Raw genomic sequence first — 15,777 nt, forward strand, 5'->3', positions numbered from 1 at the left:
CGATCGAGCGCAACCGCATCCGGCGGAGGCGCCCGGGCGCCTTCGCTCACCTGCGCTCGCAACTGCGCCAGCTCCGCGCGGTCGGCGGTCGCCCCCTGCCGCAGCTTTTCGATCTCGGCCGCGAGCTCTGCCCGCTGGCGATCGAGCGCAACCGCATCCGGCGGAGGCGCCCGGGCGCCTTCGCTCACCTGCGCTCGCAACTGCGCCAGCTCCGCGCGGTCGGCGGTCGCCCCCTGCCGCAACTTTTCGATCTCGGCCGCGAGTTCAGTCCGCTGGCGGTCGAGCGTAACCGCATCCGGTGGCGGTGCCCGGGCGGCTTCTCTTACCTGCGTCCGCAGCTGCGCCACTGCCGCGCGGTCGGCGGTCGCGTCCTGCCGCAGCTTTTCGACCAACTGGAGGAGGTTCGTGCTGTCGCCCGCCGCCACCTGCTGCAATTTTTCGATCTGACCCAAAAGTTCGGTCAACTGGCGATCGAGCGTAGCCGAATCCGGTGGCGGCGCCCGGGCGGCTTCGCTCACCTGCGTCCGCAGTTGCGCCACGGTCGCGCGGTCGATCGTCGCGTCCTGCCGCAGCTTTTCGATCTCAGCCGCGAGCTCGGCCAGCTGGCGATCGAGCGGGGCGGCATCCGTCGAAGCCGCCTGGGCGGCTTCGCTCACCAGCTCCGTGTGATCGGCGGTCGCCTGCTGCCGCAGCTTTTCGATCTCAACTGCGGACGCAGTCGAGAGCGTAATTGTCGCGCCGACGATCAACATACTAGCCAAGAGTATTTTTTGCCATTTGACACGAAACCAGCCCCTGGATTTCAGCAACTCGGCGCCGCTTGCAGGTGGAACCGCAGCTTTGAGGCCAATGTCTGTCCGTTTTCCGTTCGTCAAAAAAGCGACCTCGGTCGGGGGCTTGCTATCCCGCGACGCCAATTGGAAGACGTGCACCACGAGCCTACGCATAAATTCGAGCTTTTAGCTTCATCCATTCGAGGGATGCTTCATCCAGTCCGGGGAAGTGTCACGTCCTGATATATGGACGTCGGGCACTATGCGCCGGCGGTCGTGGGACGCTCGCTCGCCGAAATTGACACGACACCCCGTCTCAGCCATCCTTGAGCCGGCCGTCTTGTCTTGCGGCTCTGCGTGTATGAGCAAATTGCATGGCCAGTTCCGCTACCAGCCAAAAATCCAAGCGCGCCGCGGTGCGCAAGGCGCTCGACCGCCACAAGGTGTACATCACTGCGCAGCGTTTTTCGGCCGGCAGCTACAGCGCGCGCGTGCTGGTCGACGGCGAGGCCTATTGGGTCGACGAATTCCGGCTCAGCCAGCTGCAGCAGGGCCTGTCGCCGGCCGAACTCGAATTGACACCGGCCACCGACGATTGAGCGGCGTGACCTCCCATCCTTCGTCATCCCAGGGCGGAGCAGGAGCGAAGCTGCGTCGCGGAGACCCTGGGATCGATGCCGTGACATTGGAGCGCCGCTGCGATGGGATTTTGATGCTGCGCTCGTTGCTTTTGCCCGCCACCTACGTCTAGTCCATGCCAGCTCCTTCGAAGCTCAAGGCCTATCGCGCGAAGCGCGAGTTCACGAGGACGCCGGAACCCGCCGGCGGGCTGGTTGCCGGGGAAGGCAACCGCTTCGTCGTTCACAAGCACCACGCCACCGCCGACCACTACGACCTTCGCCTCCAGGTCGGCGACGTGCTGAAGAGCTGGGCGGTGCCGCGCGGCCCCTCGCTCAATCCGGCCGACAAAAGGCTGGCGGTCGAGACCGAGGACCATCCGCTCGAATATATCGACTTCGAAGGTGTCATTCCCGAGGGCGAATATGGCGGCGGGCCGATGATCGTCTGGGACACCGGCATCTGGGCGCCGATGGACGACGTCGAGAAGAGCCTGCGCACCGGCTCCTTCAAGTTCCGGCTCGCCGGCGAGAAGCTCAATGGCGGCTGGATGCTGGCGCGGCTGAAGCCGAAGCCCGGCGAGGATGAGGGCAAGAAGAACTGGCTGCTGTTCAAGGAGCGTGATCTGGCCGCCGACGCCAAGCTCGACATACTGGAAGCCCGGCCGGAAAGTGTCAAATCCGGGCGCCGCATCGAGGAACTGGCGGCAACGCCGAAGCCGGCCGCCAAGCCTGCCAAGCCGGTGGTGCTGAAGCCAGGTGCATTGCCGGGCGCCGTCAAGGCGCCGCCGCCCACCCGTATCGAGCCGCAACTGGCGACGCAGGTTCCGAAACCGCCGGGCGGCGAAGGTCCCGCGGAAAAAACGCACGAAGCCTGGCTGCACGAGATCAAGTTCGACGGCTACCGCACCATGGCGCATGTTTCCGACGGGAAGGTCAGGCTGATCACCCGCGCCGGTCTCGACTGGACGAAGCGCTATGGCGACCTGCCGCTTGCCTTCGCCAGGCTGCCCTGCCGCGAGGCGATCATCGACGGCGAGGTCGTCGCGCTCGACGCCAAGGGCATCAGCCGCTTTGCCCTTTTGCAGGATGCGCTGGCCGAAGGCGCCGGCAACAAGCTCCACTTCTATGCCTTCGACCTTCTCTATCTCGACGGCTGGGACCTGAGGCAAGTGCCGCTCCGCCGGCGCAAGACGCTGCTTTCGCAGCTGCTGTCCGGTCTTGGCGCCAACTCCGCCATCCAGTACAGCGATCACGCCGAGGGCGACGGCCAGGCGCTTTATGACCAGGCATCGGAAATGGGGCTGGAGGGCGTCGTCTCGAAACGTGCTACGGCGGTCTACCAGAGCGGCCGCACCAAGACCTGGACCAAGACCAAGGCGCTTCAGACCGGCGATTTCGTTATCGCCGGCTACACTGTCTCCGACGCGGCCGAGGGGCTGGCCGCACTCGGTCTCGGCGAATTCGAGGATGGCGAGCTGCACTATCGCGGCAAGGTCGGCACCGGCTTCGACGCCGCCACCGCCGGCGAGTTGCTGGCGCGGCTGGAGCCGTTGCGCGCCGGGGCGTCCGCGCCGGAAGGTGTTCCGCGCGAAATCATGCGCGAGATGAACTGGGTGCGGCCGCTGCTTTCGGCGCATATCCACTACGCCAACCGGACCACCGACAATGCGCTGCGCCATGCCGTGTTCCGCGGCCTGCGCGACGTCGGCCTGTCGACGCCGGTTTCGGCCAAGCGCAAGCGGCTGATCGCCGAGGCCGACCTCGCAACCATCTGGGTGACCAACCCGACGCGGCGGCTATTCGGCAAGACCGGCCCGACCAAGCTCGACATTGCCGTCTATTACGCGCTGGTCGGCGATTTCATGCTGCCGCACATTCTCGGCCGGCCGGTCTCGCTGGTGCGCTGCCCGACCGGCAGACCGCAGGACTGTTTCTTCCAGCGCCATGCCTTCACCGGCATGCCGTCATCCGTGGCGACCTTCGAGGCGACCAACTCCGAGGGCGAGACCAAATCCTATCTCTCGGTGGAAGACGCCAAGGGCTATCTGGCGCTGGCGCAGTTCGGCGTCGTCGAGTTCCACACCTGGGGCACCCATCGCACGCGGCTCGACAAGCCGGATTTGATCGTTTTCGATCTCGACCCGGGCGAGGGGATCGCCTGGCGCGACGTGGTGGAGGCGGCGGTGCATATTCGCAGCGAGCTCGAAGCGCTAGGGCTGGTGCCGTTCGTCAAGACCTCCGGGGGCCACGGCATCCACATCACCGTGCCGGTGACACAAAAGCAGAACTGGAAGAAACTGCACCAGGCGACCGGCGCCATCTCCACGCATCTTGCCGCCACCGCGCCCGACACTTTCACCACCACCATGGGCAAGGAGAACCGCAAGCGGCGCATCTTCATCGATTTTCACCGCAATGCGCGCGGCCACACCTCGGCGGCTCCCTATTCGCTGCGCGCCCGCACCAATTTGCCGGCCTCGACACCGGTGAGCTGGAGCGACCTGGAATCCATCGACGCCCCGCAGGACCTGAATTATTCGTCACTGCCGGGCCTGCTGGCGACGTCAGGCGACCCTTGGGCCGACATGGAAGATTTCGCCCGGGATTTGCCGTTGATAGCCACCGCGAGGTAGTTCTGCGGGCCCCAGACTCCATCGACGCTCCGGAAAATTTGAATTATTCTTCGCCATGGGACCTCTTGCGTGCAGGCGGCTCTCAGCGGAGGAAGATTTCGCTAGGGATTTGCCGGTATTGTAAGGGCCCGGTATTGTAAGGGCAATGTAGGATTTCGGCAGTCCCGTTCGTCCTCCGGGCGAATGAACGCTGCGAACTGTTCGACAGCACAAGGCCGCGTAGGAGTATTTCATGGCGCCCAGGGCAAGTTGGAAAGGTTACCTCAAGCTCAGTCTGGTCAGCTGTCCGGTCCGGCTCTATCCGGCGACGAGCGCCAGCGAACGCATCAGCTTCAATCAGCTGCACAAGAAGACGCACAACCGCATCAACATGAAGCCGGTCGACCCCGAGCTCGGGCTGGTCGAGCGTTCGGACCTGGTCAAGGGCTACGAATACGAGGACAAGCAGTACATCATCATCGAGGACTCCGATCTCGATGCGGTGCGCATCGAATCCAACCATACGATGAACATCGAGGCTTTTGTCGACGAGCATTCGGTCGACGTCATCTATCAGGACGCGCCCTATTACCTGGCGCCGGATGGCGCAATGGCCGAGGAGACCTTTGCCGTGCTGCGCGAAGCGATGCGCAAATCGGGCAAGCTGGCGATCGCCCGCCTTGTGCTGTCCAGCCGCGAGCGCGTCGTGACGATCGGCGCGCGCGAGAACGGCATGTTCGTCTGCACCTTGAGGAATCCGAACGAAGTGCGTGGCACGGCTGAATATTTCGGCAATATCCCGGCCGGAAACCCCGATCCCGAAATGCTGCAATTGGCCGAAGCGCTGATCAAGCAGAAGGAAACCACCTTCGATCCAAAGAATTACGAGGACCGCTACGAGATCGCGCTGATGGCGATGATCCGCGAGAAGCTCAAGGGCCACAAGCCTATCATCGCGGCGGCGCCTGAGCGCGGCAATGTCATCAACCTCATGGATGCGCTGAAGGCGAGCCTGTCGCAATCGGCCAAGCCGCCGGCCAAGTCCAAGAGCAAGGCCGATGAAACGGCCAAGCCCGCGGCGAAATCCGCCAAGGCCGGCGCCGCCGCGGCCAAGGAAAACCCGCTCAAGGCGAACCTTCTCAAAGCCGTCGGCAAGAGCAAGGCGTGACGGCTCTCGCCGGCACGGTCTTCGGTATCGTCGGCGCGCTGGCCGCCTTTCCGCTCAGGCTGGCGGCGCGCGAGGTCGAGCGCCGGCACGGCCAGTTGCGGCGCGGCGTCACTCGGCGCACCACACATGTCGTGTTGGGCCGCATGTTGCTCGCCAGGGCCGGCGATACCGAGATTGAACGCCGCGTCGTCACCGAGCGCGCGGCCGGGCGCAAGCTGGTCAGCGAGAACGGCTTCCTGCGCCTGCTCGGGCTGATGAAAGCGCCGGAGGCTTCGGCGCTGTCGCGGCAGTCGCTGATCGACCAGTCGCGGCTGACCGGCGCGGATCTCGACCTTTTGTCGCTGTTCGATGCCTTCGAGCATGATTGCGAACCGTATTCCTTTCGCGACCTGATCCTCGCCCGCAAATATGCCGGGCTGGTTGCCGGCGGCGCCTCATGGGGGGCGATCGCCCGCTCTGTGCATCGCTCGGGCCCGGTCGCCTCGCTCACCGCCAAGTCGCTCGCCGTCGGCTCGCAGCATGGGCGGGCCGACGCGATCTATCTCGAGGGAGGCCAGAGCGAACTCGACGGCCAGCTGCTGTTCGATCTGGGAACGCGGGATGACGACACGCTGGAAGAGCTGTTCGCCGATGCCGAGGCGGCGGAAGAGGCTGAAGACCACGAGCAGGCGGCGGCACTCTACCAGCGCTGTCTGGCCATCGACCCGAGCGATGCGATCGCCGCCTTCAACCGCGCCAACTGCCTGCGCGCCGCCGGCCAAGCGGCCGAGGCGGCGCACGACTATGCCCGCGCCATCAAGTGCGACCCCGGCTTCGTCGAGGCCTGGTTCAATCTTGCCGGGCTGATGAGCGAAGAGGGGCGGGTAGCCTCGGCGCGCCGCCATTTGCTGAAGGCTATCGCACTCGATCCCAATTATGCCGACGCGGTGTTCAACCTTGCGAGGCTGGAGTTCGACGCCGGCAATTTCGCCGAGGCGCGGCGTCGCTGGGTGCGCTACCTCGAACTCGACGCCAATTCCGAATGGGCGCGTATGGCGGCCAAGGGGATACAGTTCGTGGATTTGCAGCTGGCGCGGCTGTCGGCGGGGTGAGGTAATCCAATGCCTGCGCTTGAACACCCCCCTCTGTCCTGCCGGACATCTCCCCCTCAAGGGGGGAGATCGGCAGCTTCGGTGCCCCGCGTGCCTTTCAGCTTTAGTGGTTGGCGAAACCGGCGGCGACATCCAATCTCCCCCCTTGAGGGGGAGATGTCCGGTAGGACAGAGGGGGGTGGGACGGAACGCGGCCTCTATAAGTGGGCCGCCCCATGACCACCTTCCTCTTCGACGGCCCCGACACCGCCGCCATCACCATCCTGCTCGCGCATGGCGCAGGCGCTCCTATGGACTCGCCCTCGCTGACAGCCACGGCAAAAGCGCTCGCCGCGGCCGGTTTCCGCGTCGCGCGCTTTGAATTCCACTACATGGCCGCCCGCCGCTACGGCCATCGCAAGCCGCCGCCGCGCGCCGAGACGGTTAACCCGGAATACGTCAAGGCGATCGCCGACCTCCGGGCGAAGGGCGTGGAGGGGCCGCTCATCATCGGCGGCAACTCGATGGGCGGACGCGTCGCTTCGATGATCGCCGACGAGATGTTTTCGAAGGGCGAGATCTCGGGCCTGCTTTGCCTCGGCTATCCGTTCCATCCGCCGGACAAACCGACGCAGCTTCGGACAAAGCACCTCGCCGATCTCAAGACGCCGACATTGATCCTCCAGGGCACGCGCGACGAGTTCGGGATCAAAGACGAGGTCGCGACCTATGCTCTGTCCGAGGCGATCGAGATTCTCTGGCTGGAAGATGGCGACCATGATCTGAAGCCGCGCAAAAACATCTCCGGCTTCTCCACCGCCGATCATCTGAAGACGCTCGCTGATGCGGTGAAGGCGTGGACCGAACGCATCGTGCGCTGAAGCAGGCCGATGAAGATCGCCACCTTCAACGTCAACAACATCAACAGCCGGCTGCCGAACCTGCTCGCATGGCTGGCCGCCGCCAAACCCGACATCGCCTGCCTGCAGGAGCTCAAGGCGAGACAGACACAGTTTCCGCGCACTGCGCTGGCGGCCGCCGGCTACGGCGCGGTTTGGGTCGGGCAGCCCACCTGGAACGGCGTCGCCATCCTTTCGCGGGGCTCAGAACCCGTTCTGACCCGCGAGGCGCTGCCCGGCGACGATAGCGATCAGCAGGCGCGCTACATCGAAGCGGCGGTCAACGGTATCCTCGTCGCCTCGCTCTACGCGCCGAATGGCAACCCGCAGCCCGGCCCGAAATTCCAGTACAAGCTGGCCTGGCACGAAAGGCTGGAGGCGCATGCGGCGCAGTTGCTCGATACCGGCCTGCCCGTGGTGCTGGCCGGCGACTACAACATCGTGCCCGAGGCGCGCGACATCTACCCGACCCGCTCCTATGACGACAACGCGCTGGTGCAGCCGGAAAGCCGCGCGTCGTTCCAGCGGCTGCTCGACCAGGGCTGGCTTGACGCGCTGCGCAAGAAGCACCCGACGGAGACGCTCTACACATTCTGGGACTATCGCCGCAATCGCTGGCCGCGCGATGCCGGCCTGCGGCTCGACCATATCTTGCTCAGCAAGAAACTGTCGCGCCGGCTGGTCGCGGCGGGTATCGACCGCGACGTGCGTGGCGAGACCGGCGCCAGCGACCACGCGCCTGTCTGGGCGGAGTTGCGGTGAAGCACGAAAACTGGCGCCGCCTTTCCGGGCGCCAACCAGTCAGGTTGGCCGCGCCGCTTCACGGGCGAACGCTTCGATCAAAGGGGCGTATCCCTCAAGGTCGGGCTGCGTAGCGAAACTGTGGGTAGCGGCGGTCGAAGCCCAGGGCAGCTTTTCCGATGAGAAGACTTCGACGAAAGGCACATACCAATGATGTTCGTCCAGCATGGTCGCACGAATGTTGACGAAAAAGTCCAGGCCATGCGGACGCGTGAACATCCAGTTCTTGCAATCCCGGCAATAGAGTTGCCGGTGCGGGCCGTGCAGGCCGCCGACCGCCGGCTCGCCTTGGGTGACGGCGAAACCGGCGCTCGGCACGGCGATGGTCAAGGAATACGCGCTGGCGCTCAGTTTCTGGCAGCCGGTGCAGTGACACGCCATCGTCAGCAAGGGCGGGGCACTTACGCGAAAGCGTATCCCGCCGCATAGGCAACCGCCGTCCCAAGGTAGCTTCCAATCGTCCATGGCTGGCCTCGCGTTAGCCTCTGCCTGCGATCTAGCGTGCGACCGCCAAGCTGCAATCTCTCCCTTGACGGTCCCTCAAAGAAGGGCATCGGCAGCTTAGCCGTCCCCGAACCCGCGTTCGCTCGCGGCCGCGGCAGTTGAAGCGATCACATGATTGACGAAGCTGTTCGCGCCGAACCAGCGGGTGAACTGGCATTTCGTTGCCGACATGCCGTTGCGCGTCTCGTCGCTGCGCGGCCTTGGCGCCTATTGCAACGTCTTTTCCATCGAAATCTTCATGACGAGCTGGCGCTCGAGCGGGTGAAGGCGGTGCTTGGGGTTCAGGATTTTATCCTGCCCCAGGAATCGTGAACACCACGTCGGCGCGGCCGTAGCCGCCATCGGCGACCTCCTCGATCAGCACCATGGTGTAGGGGCGCACGCCTTCGCCGAACATTTCGACGAACAGGGCTGTGGTCTTGTGGACGAGGTCCTCCTTCTGTGCGGCGGACAGCGCGCGCTCAGGTACCTTGAAGTTTGCAAAGGGCATGACGTCGATTTCCTGTTGGTTGTTGGAGGTAAAGTCAGACCGTGCCGCCATTGGCGCGCAGCACCTGGCCGTTGACCCAGCCGCTGTCCGGTCCGGCGAGGAACGACACCACGCCGGCGATGTCGGCGGGCTGGCCGAGCCGCCCCAGCGGGATCATCCTGGTGATCGTTTCGACCAGTGCCTCAGACTTGCCGCCGAGGAACAGCTCGGTGGCCACCGGCCCCGGCGCAACGACATTGACTGTGATGCCGCGCGGCCCGAGTTCCTTGGCCAGCACATGCGTCATCGCCTCGACGCCGGCCTTGGTGGCAGCGTAAACGCCGTAGGTCGGCTGGTAGAGCCCGACCACGCTGGACGAGAAGCTGACGATGCGGCCGCCGTCGCGCAGCCTTCTTGCGGCCTCGCGCATGCCACGAAAGACGCCACCGAGGTTCACCGCGACCTGCTGCTCAAAACCGGTGTCGTCCATCTGCGCGATCGGCGCGAGCTTCATGATGCCGGCGTTGTTGACCAGCACGTCGAGGCCGCCAAACGCCTGCTCGGCTGCGTCGAACAGATGCGCCACGCCTTTGGGATCGCCGACATCGGCCTGAACGGCGATCGCCGTGCCGCCCGCCGCTTCGATCCCGCGCACCACGCCTTCGGCTGCTTCGGCGCCCCTGGCATAGTTGACGACGACCGAAAAGCCGTCGCGTGCCAGCCTTCTGGCAATTTCGGCGCCGATACCCTTCGAGGCGCCGGTTACCAGCGCCACCTTTGCATTCCGCGCAGTCATGTCAGCTCTCCAATTCTTGTCCGCTGAAAATAGGCGATAAATCCTGCGGGATAATCGCTCGGGACTTGCCAACACCATTCGGATATGGCGAACAATGGCGATGGACAGTCTCGACCGGATGCGCCTGCTTGTCCGTGTGATCGAGCGCGGCAGCTTCACCGCGGCCGCCGCCGATCTGTCGATGTCGCGATCGAGCGCCACCGAGGCGATCAAGGATCTCGAGGCGCGGCTGGGGGTGAGGCTGCTGGAACGCACCACGCGCCATGTCAGGCCGACATTGGACGGCCAGGCCTATTACCAGCGCTGCCTCGCCATTCTTGCCGATGTCGAAGATGCCGAGGCCGGCTTTCAATCGGCGCAGCCGCAAGGCCTTTTGAGGATCGACGTGCACGGCTTCATGGCCCGCCATTTCATCCTGCCGCGGCTCACCGAATTCCTCGACCGCTACCCCGGGATCGACCTGCATATCGGCGACGGCGACCGGCTGGTCGATCTGGTGCGCGAGGGCATCGACTGCGTGCTGCGTTCCGGCGAACAGGCCGACAGCGGTATGATCGTGCGGCGGGTGGCAACATTGCGCGAAGTCACCTGTGCCAGCCCCGCCTATCTCGAAAAGCACGGCATGCCGGCAACCCCCGACGATCTGGAAGGCCATCTGATGGTCGGCTTCCGCTCGTCACGGACCGGCGAGATCATGCCGCTCGAATTCACCGTTGGCGGCGCGTTGCGCTATGTCACGCTGCCGAGCCGGGTGACGGTCAACGGCTCCGACACGATGGCGGAGCTGGCGCGTCTCGGCTTCGGCCTGGTGCAGGCGCCGCATTACCGCTTCGCCGGGGATTTCGCACGCGGCACGCTTGTCGAAGTGCTGCCGGATTACCCGCCGTCGCCGACACCGCTGTCGGCGCTCTACCCACAGAACCGCCAGCTCGCGCCACGGGTACGCGTGTTCATCGACTGGGTGACCCGGATTTTTGGCGAGGGCGGGACATCGGGCCGGGTGTGATCGTCCGGACCGCCGGCTACTTTGCGAAGGCGATCGGACGAGATAAACATCGCGCTTGGGTTTAGTGACAAGATCGGGACCGGGACCAAGACCAAAACCAGCGCAAAGTCCATGTCAACGGCGAGCCTGTCGTTATGCATCGGAGCGGCATCGGAGCGGCGCTCGCTTCACCGGTAGTGTCCTTGTGCCGGCCGGTGCGACTTGAGGACAGACGCGCCGCCGGCGCCTATGAGGCGACGGGATCGGGTGAGTGGTCCTGCTGCAACCAACAGTGTTGAAGGAATGCAGTAGCCAATAGGGAAGCTCCAGTGAGAAGATTCCGTGTAGTCGGCGCGATTATGCTCGCAACCTACGGCGCCTCGCACGCCCAGACTGTGGACGAAGGCATCCACCGCGACGCGCGTGGGCCGTCGACGATGTGCGGTTTCCACGGTGCTGACGCACTGGATTTGGTCGAGCAACTGAGGGCGTCTCCCGCGTTGCGTCGCGTTGCTGCCTCATCCCGCTTCGAACGGTTCGTTTCTGCTGACGGGCTGACACAGTGGAGTTTCACAAGGCCCACCGAACAGGCGTATCCCGCCATAACCTGCAATCGCCTCAGCAGGGACCGGCAGGGCAGTTGGTACCAAACACGGACTATGCGATGCGAAGCGGGTCGCCGGGCATGCGATGGGCTCTTTGCCGAGTTCCAGCAGCTGGACGAGCGATTCCGGCGGGCGATGCAACGATAGGGTTCAGACAATTTGGCGCGGGGCGCCTCACCACTGCGGGCTTCCGCCGGCGCGGCCTATCGCGTATTGGCGCGGGAACTCTCCTTTGGCCTTTCCTGGAAAACCATGATTCGTCTCGAAAGCATCAGCAAGCAGAACGGCCGGCAGATCGTCTTCATCGAAGCGTCCGCCGCGTTGCAGAAGGGCGAGAAGGTCGGGCTGGTCGGGCCTAACGGCGCCGGCAAGACAACGCTGTTTCGCATGATCAACGGCGAGGAGCAGCCTGACGAGGGCCAGGTCTCGGTCGATCGCGGCGTCACTATAGGTTATTTCAGCCAGGATGTCGGCGACATGTCCGGCCGCAGTGCCGTTGCCGAAGTGATGGACGGCGCCGGGCCGGTCAGCGAAGTGGCGGCCGAGATGCGCGAGCTCGAGCACGCGATGGGCGACCCCGATCGCGCCGGTGAAATGGACGAGATCATCGCCCGTTACGGCGAGGCACAGCACCGCTTCGAGGAGCTCGACGGTTACGCGCTGGATGGGCGTGCTCGCGAGGTGCTGGACGGCCTTGGCTTCAGCCAGGAGATGATGGACGGCGACGTCGGCAAGCTGTCCGGCGGCTGGAAAATGCGCGTGGCACTGGCCAGGATCCTTTTGATGCGGCCCGACGCCATGCTGCTCGACGAGCCGAGCAACCATCTCGACCTCGAAAGCCTGATCTGGCTGGAGCAGTTCCTGAAGAACTACGACGGCGCGCTGCTGATGACCTCGCACGACCGCGAGTTCATGAACCGCATCGTCAACAAGGTGGTCGAGATCGATGGCGGCTCGCTGACCGCTTACTCCGGCAACTACGAATTCTACCAGCAGCAGCGGGCGATCGCCGACCGCCAGCAGCAGGCGCAGTTCGAGCGCCAGCAGGCGATGCTGGCCAAGGAGATCGCCTTCATCGAGCGCTTCAAGGCGCGTGCCTCGCATGCCGCGCAGGTGCAGAGCCGGGTGAAGAAGCTGGACAAGATCGACCGGGTCGAGCCGCCTAAGCGCCGCCAGAAGGTATCGTTCGACTTTCAGCCGGCGCCGCGCTGCGGCGAGGACGTGGTGACGCTGAAGAACGTGCACAAGGGCTATGGCAGCCGCTCGATCTACGCGGGATTGGATTTTCAGGTGCGTCGCCGCGAGCGCTGGTGCATCATGGGCGTCAACGGCGCCGGCAAGTCGACGCTGCTGAAGCTGGTCGCCGGCGCTTCCGAGCCGGACAATGGCACGGTGGCGCGCGGCCCTAGCGTCAAGATGGGCTATTTCGCCCAGCACGCCATGGAAGTGCTGGAGGGCGAGCGCACCGTGTTCCAGACGCTGGAAGATGCATTTCCGCAGGCCGGCCAGGCGCCGCTCAGGGCGCTGGCCGGCTGCTTCGGCTTTTCCGGCGACGAGATCGAGAAGAAGTGCCGCGTGCTGTCGGGCGGCGAGAAGGCGCGGCTGGTGATGGCGCTGATGCTGTTCGATCCGCCCAATTTGCTGGTGCTGGACGAGCCGACCAACCACCTCGACATCGCCACCAAGGAAATGCTGATCACGGCACTGTCGCAGTACGAGGGAACCATGCTGTTCGTCTCGCATGACCGCCATTTCCTGGCGGCGCTGTCGAACCGGGTGCTGGAACTGACGCCCGAGGGCATCCACACCTATGGCGGCGGCTATACCGAATATGTCGAGCGCACCGGGCAGGAGGCGCCGGGGTTGCGGAGCTGAGGCGCGCACCCAGCTCTGCCGCTCGATTCCGGAGGCTAAGCACGAGCTGTTCAGCCGTGTATCGCAATTTCGCGTAGCGGATCGCCGCCGTCGATGAACAGCCGGCCTTGCGCGGTCAACACGGCGCCGAGCCGTCGCAGGGCAATTTTTCCTGCTTCGGGATGACGCCCGTCCAGCGCGCCGACGCGCACCGCAACGGCAATGTCGAAGTGCTTCTCATCGGCCTCCAACTCGAAATCCTCGATGGCGACCTGGCGAAGGCTCAGCCGGCCTGCCGCAATCTCGGCGCGCGAGGCGGCCCCGGCCTGCGCGATGGCCTTGGCCGAGCGGTCGATCGCCAGCACGTGCCCGCCGCCGATCCGGCGCGCGATCTCGCGCGCTGCAGCACCCGGTCCGCAGCCGATCTCCAGCACTCGCATGCCCTGCCGCAAGGGCAGCGCATTGACAATCGCCAAAAGCCTTGGCGACAAGTCGTTCGCCATACGCTCTTCTCCAGCTTTTTCGCAATCCGAGATTAGCGACCGCGGCCGGCGACGGGAAGGCCGAGAGACGCGGGCATCGCCGATGTGTTCAGCTGGTATGTTCAGTTGGGTGCTGCTCGAGCAGGGGGCATGATCGACATCGAAGAGGTCGACGATCCGGTCTCAGCCGCGGGCGACCGGGCGGACCCCGAGCGGCCCGGCGTCGTTGACCTGAGGGGTAGGGAGGGACTGGCGCCGAGCCTAACCGGTTGGGGGGTAGATCACCGGCCGTTTATGTGTATACGCTCAAGCTAATATGAGCGCAAGCTAATGTTGTGCCTCAGCGATGTTGGACGATTGGGCCGATCAGTGGCCGGTTGTGGCTTCCTGCCGCGCCCTCCAACCCGGCCCAACACCGCTTATTGCCTTCAAGTCCTGGCTCCGATGCTGTACCCCGGCCGAAATTCAAGGAGCCTGCAATGACCTCACATCCCGACATCCCCGACGCCAGCATGGCGGTCGATGCGGCCGTCATGACAGCCGATGACAGGCGCGCTCGCGAGGCGGATGCCGCATGGCGGGACGATGTTCGCGAGGGCGTGCGGCATGTAGGCGATCTGGATTCGCTGCCGCTGTCGCCAGCCGAGCGGGCGGCGGCCGAAGCCGCGGCCACGCGCCACAAGGTTCGCATCCCCAAGGCCTATCTCGACCTGATCGACTGGAACGACCCCGCCGATCCGATACGGCTTCAGGTCATCCCGTCGCCCGACGAACTGGCAGAGCAGGAGGGCGAACTCGACGATCCGATCGCCGACCACGCCTTCAGTCCCGTGCCTAGAGTGACGCATCGACATGCCGACCGGGTTTTGCTGTTCCCGACCTATCAATGCGCCGTCTATTGCCGGTTCTGCTTTCGCAAGGAGCAGCTGACCTCGATCGGCCGCGGCTATACGCGCGAAGCTCTCGACGAGGCCTTCGCCTATGTCGCGGCCCATCCGCAAATCCGCGAGGTGATCCTGACCGGCGGCGACCCACTGTCGCTGCCGGACAAGGCGCTGGCGGAAATCCGCGCCCGTGTCGAGGCGATCCAGCACGTACGGCTGTTGCGCATCCACACTCGCGTACCCGTCGCGCTGCCGTCGCGCGTCACCGGCCGGTTGGTTCAAGCCTTGCAGGGCCGGCTGATGGTCACTGTCGTCACCCATTTCAACCATCCACGCGAAATCACGGAGGCGACCGAGCGGGCCTGCCGTACTTTAAGGCAGGGCGGCTTCGTGCTGCTCAACCAGAGCGTTCTGCTGAAAGGCGTGAACGATACGGTCGAGGTGTTGGAAGAGCTGTGCCGCGAGCTGATGTATCGCCTTGGCGTCAAACCCTATTACCTGCACCACGGCGACCTCGTGCCCGGCATGGCGCACCGGCGCACCACGATCGCCGAGGGCCAGGCGCTGGTCAGCGCCTTGCGTGCGCGCCTGTCCGGCATCTGCAATCCCGTCTACGTGCTGGACCTGCCGGACGGCGGAGGGAAAGTCCCGCTCGGCCAGTCCTATCTCGAGGCGTGCGAAGGGGAGACGTGGCGAATACGTGGGCTTGATGGGGTTGTGAGGGGGTATGGAGAGCTGGTCGGGGAGGAGGGACGCGCAGCCGCCGTCCAAGCCAGCCCACCTTGGTGACCTGACACGCAGCCCTTGATCACGGAAGCATGCGTTAACTGCAGTTCTATTTGGTGGTTGCGCAATTGCCAAAATAGTGAAAACGTTGGTCCGGGGTAATGGGTTAGGGGAGTTCGTCCCGGCTGTTGCGAGTTACGGGGCGGCGCAAAAGTCATGAACTTTCCACGGTTTCTGGTGGGGCTGACCACCATATCGTCCGTCGTGGCGATCTCGACTTACCTTGCGACGGGTTCAATCTGGAAGACGCTGGCCTGGACGATCTTGACCTTGATCGTCATGCAGGTTGGATATTTCCTGTTCGTCGTCCGGTTGATCTACGGATCCGGGGCGAAAAGCGCGGAGGTAAAGCCGCGGCGTCTGAGGGCTGTGCCGCCAAACCGTCGAGGTCGCGTTCAGCTTATGTAGTATGTCCCATATAGATATCATGGTCTAGACAGGACATGTTCGGTTCTGGGAATGTGCATTG

Annotated in this window: 16 protein-coding genes; 11 read left to right on the forward strand and 5 right to left on the reverse strand. The window is 64.6% G+C overall.

The window, feature by feature from the left end:
* Positions 1-875 (reverse strand): hypothetical protein (locus NKH17_RS30080; protein ID WP_352973176.1); only part of this gene is annotated, 875 nt, incomplete at its 3' end.
* A 272-nt stretch (positions 876-1,147) separates the two neighbouring features.
* Here NKH17_RS30080 and NKH17_RS30085 point away from each other — a divergent pair.
* The 6 genes from NKH17_RS30085 to NKH17_RS30110 all read left to right on the forward strand — a co-directional run bounded on the left by NKH17_RS30085 (position 1,148) and on the right by NKH17_RS30110 (position 7,904).
* Entirely contained in the window at positions 1,148-1,372 is a 225-nt protein-coding gene (locus NKH17_RS30085) for a hypothetical protein (protein WP_352799302.1), read from the forward strand.
* A 155-nt stretch (positions 1,373-1,527) separates the two neighbouring features.
* A complete protein-coding gene (gene ligD, locus NKH17_RS30090; protein ID WP_352901459.1) occupies positions 1,528-4,026 on the forward strand; it encodes a DNA ligase D in 2,499 nt (832 codons plus the stop codon).
* 232 nt (positions 4,027-4,258) lie between these two features.
* Entirely contained in the window at positions 4,259-5,173 is a 915-nt protein-coding gene (gene ku / locus NKH17_RS30095) for a non-homologous end joining protein Ku (protein ID WP_352807142.1), read from the forward strand.
* Positions 5,170-6,264: a tetratricopeptide repeat protein gene (locus NKH17_RS30100; RefSeq protein WP_352901456.1), complete on the forward strand. Its 1,095-nt coding sequence runs from the start codon at positions 5,170-5,172 to the stop codon at positions 6,262-6,264. The genes ku and NKH17_RS30100 overlap by 4 nt, the downstream gene beginning before the upstream one ends.
* Positions 6,265-6,479: 215 nt before the next feature.
* Positions 6,480-7,124, forward strand: a complete 645-nt coding sequence (locus tag NKH17_RS30105) for an alpha/beta hydrolase family protein (protein WP_352901453.1) — start codon at positions 6,480-6,482, stop codon at positions 7,122-7,124.
* Between the two features lie 9 nt (positions 7,125-7,133).
* A complete protein-coding gene (locus NKH17_RS30110) occupies positions 7,134-7,904 on the forward strand; it encodes an exodeoxyribonuclease III (protein WP_352799310.1) in 771 nt (256 codons plus the stop codon).
* A gap of 39 nt (positions 7,905-7,943) precedes the next feature.
* On the opposite strand, the gene NKH17_RS30115 is transcribed toward NKH17_RS30110, so the two are convergent.
* Positions 7,944-8,408, reverse strand: coding sequence for a GFA family protein (locus NKH17_RS30115; protein ID WP_352799312.1), 465 nt, complete (start codon positions 8,406-8,408; stop codon positions 7,944-7,946).
* A 154-nt stretch (positions 8,409-8,562) separates the two neighbouring features.
* Between NKH17_RS30115 and NKH17_RS30120 the strand changes: the two genes are divergently transcribed.
* On the forward strand, positions 8,563-8,712 hold the full coding sequence (locus tag NKH17_RS30120) for a hypothetical protein (RefSeq protein ID WP_352799314.1): 150 nt from the start codon (positions 8,563-8,565) through the stop codon (positions 8,710-8,712).
* A gap of 24 nt (positions 8,713-8,736) precedes the next feature.
* Here the strand turns inward: NKH17_RS30120 and NKH17_RS30125 are convergent, their stop codons facing one another.
* Both NKH17_RS30125 and NKH17_RS30130 read right to left on the reverse strand, forming a co-directional pair.
* On the reverse strand, positions 8,737-8,937 hold the full coding sequence (locus NKH17_RS30125) for a tautomerase family protein (protein ID WP_352475732.1): 201 nt from the start codon (positions 8,935-8,937) through the stop codon (positions 8,737-8,739).
* Between the two features lie 34 nt (positions 8,938-8,971).
* Positions 8,972-9,712, reverse strand: a complete 741-nt coding sequence (locus NKH17_RS30130; protein WP_352475535.1) for an SDR family oxidoreductase — start codon at positions 9,710-9,712, stop codon at positions 8,972-8,974.
* A 100-nt stretch (positions 9,713-9,812) separates the two neighbouring features.
* Between NKH17_RS30130 and NKH17_RS30135 the strand changes: the two genes are divergently transcribed.
* The gene (locus tag NKH17_RS30135) at positions 9,813-10,718 is read left to right on the forward strand and encodes a LysR family transcriptional regulator (RefSeq protein ID WP_352901480.1); all 906 of its coding nucleotides are present in this window, start codon (positions 9,813-9,815) and stop codon (positions 10,716-10,718) included.
* An 836-nt stretch (positions 10,719-11,554) separates the two neighbouring features.
* Positions 11,555-13,177: an ABC-F family ATP-binding cassette domain-containing protein gene (locus NKH17_RS30140; protein ID WP_352507784.1), complete on the forward strand. Its 1,623-nt coding sequence runs from the start codon at positions 11,555-11,557 to the stop codon at positions 13,175-13,177.
* 50 nt (positions 13,178-13,227) lie between these two features.
* Here NKH17_RS30140 and NKH17_RS30145 read toward each other — a convergent pair whose 3' ends face one another.
* A complete protein-coding gene (locus NKH17_RS30145) occupies positions 13,228-13,659 on the reverse strand; it encodes an SAM-dependent methyltransferase (RefSeq protein WP_352901448.1) in 432 nt (143 codons plus the stop codon).
* A 458-nt stretch (positions 13,660-14,117) separates the two neighbouring features.
* Here NKH17_RS30145 and NKH17_RS30150 point away from each other — a divergent pair, with 458 nt between their 5' ends.
* Positions 14,118-15,311 carry a KamA family radical SAM protein gene (locus NKH17_RS30150; protein ID WP_502910641.1) on the forward strand — a complete coding sequence of 398 codons (1,194 nt, stop codon included), beginning with the start codon at positions 14,118-14,120 and terminating at the stop codon, positions 15,309-15,311.
* Positions 15,312-15,464: 153 nt separating this feature from the next.
* A complete protein-coding gene (locus NKH17_RS30155; protein WP_352644965.1) occupies positions 15,465-15,716 on the forward strand; it encodes an exopolysaccharide production repressor protein in 252 nt (83 codons plus the stop codon).
* Positions 15,717-15,777 lie beyond the last annotated feature (61 nt).

The organism is Mesorhizobium sp. M1334 (genome assembly GCF_040317995.1).
In the GTDB taxonomy this organism is placed as follows: Bacteria; Pseudomonadota; Alphaproteobacteria; order Rhizobiales; family Rhizobiaceae; genus Mesorhizobium.

What these genes read in the sequence shown, in the direction of transcription:
- NKH17_RS30135 (WP_352901480.1), top strand. Translation starts at nt 9,813, where the DNA reads ATGGACAGTCTCGACCGGATGCGCCTGCTTGTCCGTGTGATCGAGCGC.
- NKH17_RS30140 (WP_352507784.1), top strand. Translation starts at nt 11,555, where the DNA reads ATGATTCGTCTCGAAAGCATCAGCAAGCAGAACGGCCGGCAGATCGTC.
- NKH17_RS30130 (WP_352475535.1), bottom strand. Translation starts at nt 9,712, where the DNA reads ATGACTGCGCGGAATGCAAAGGTGGCGCTGGTAACCGGCGCCTCGAAG.
- ligD (WP_352901459.1), top strand. Translation starts at nt 1,528, where the DNA reads ATGCCAGCTCCTTCGAAGCTCAAGGCCTATCGCGCGAAGCGCGAGTTC.
- NKH17_RS30155 (WP_352644965.1), top strand. Translation starts at nt 15,465, where the DNA reads ATGAACTTTCCACGGTTTCTGGTGGGGCTGACCACCATATCGTCCGTC.
- NKH17_RS30145 (WP_352901448.1), bottom strand. Translation starts at nt 13,659, where the DNA reads ATGGCGAACGACTTGTCGCCAAGGCTTTTGGCGATTGTCAATGCGCTG.
- NKH17_RS30105 (WP_352901453.1), top strand. Translation starts at nt 6,480, where the DNA reads ATGACCACCTTCCTCTTCGACGGCCCCGACACCGCCGCCATCACCATC.
- NKH17_RS30115 (WP_352799312.1), bottom strand. Translation starts at nt 8,408, where the DNA reads ATGGACGATTGGAAGCTACCTTGGGACGGCGGTTGCCTATGCGGCGGG.
- NKH17_RS30150 (WP_502910641.1), top strand. Translation starts at nt 14,118, where the DNA reads ATGACCTCACATCCCGACATCCCCGACGCCAGCATGGCGGTCGATGCG.
- NKH17_RS30085 (WP_352799302.1), top strand. Translation starts at nt 1,148, where the DNA reads ATGGCCAGTTCCGCTACCAGCCAAAAATCCAAGCGCGCCGCGGTGCGC.
- NKH17_RS30125 (WP_352475732.1), bottom strand. Translation starts at nt 8,937, where the DNA reads ATGCCCTTTGCAAACTTCAAGGTACCTGAGCGCGCGCTGTCCGCCGCA.
- NKH17_RS30110 (WP_352799310.1), top strand. Translation starts at nt 7,134, where the DNA reads ATGAAGATCGCCACCTTCAACGTCAACAACATCAACAGCCGGCTGCCG.
- ku (WP_352807142.1), top strand. Translation starts at nt 4,259, where the DNA reads ATGGCGCCCAGGGCAAGTTGGAAAGGTTACCTCAAGCTCAGTCTGGTC.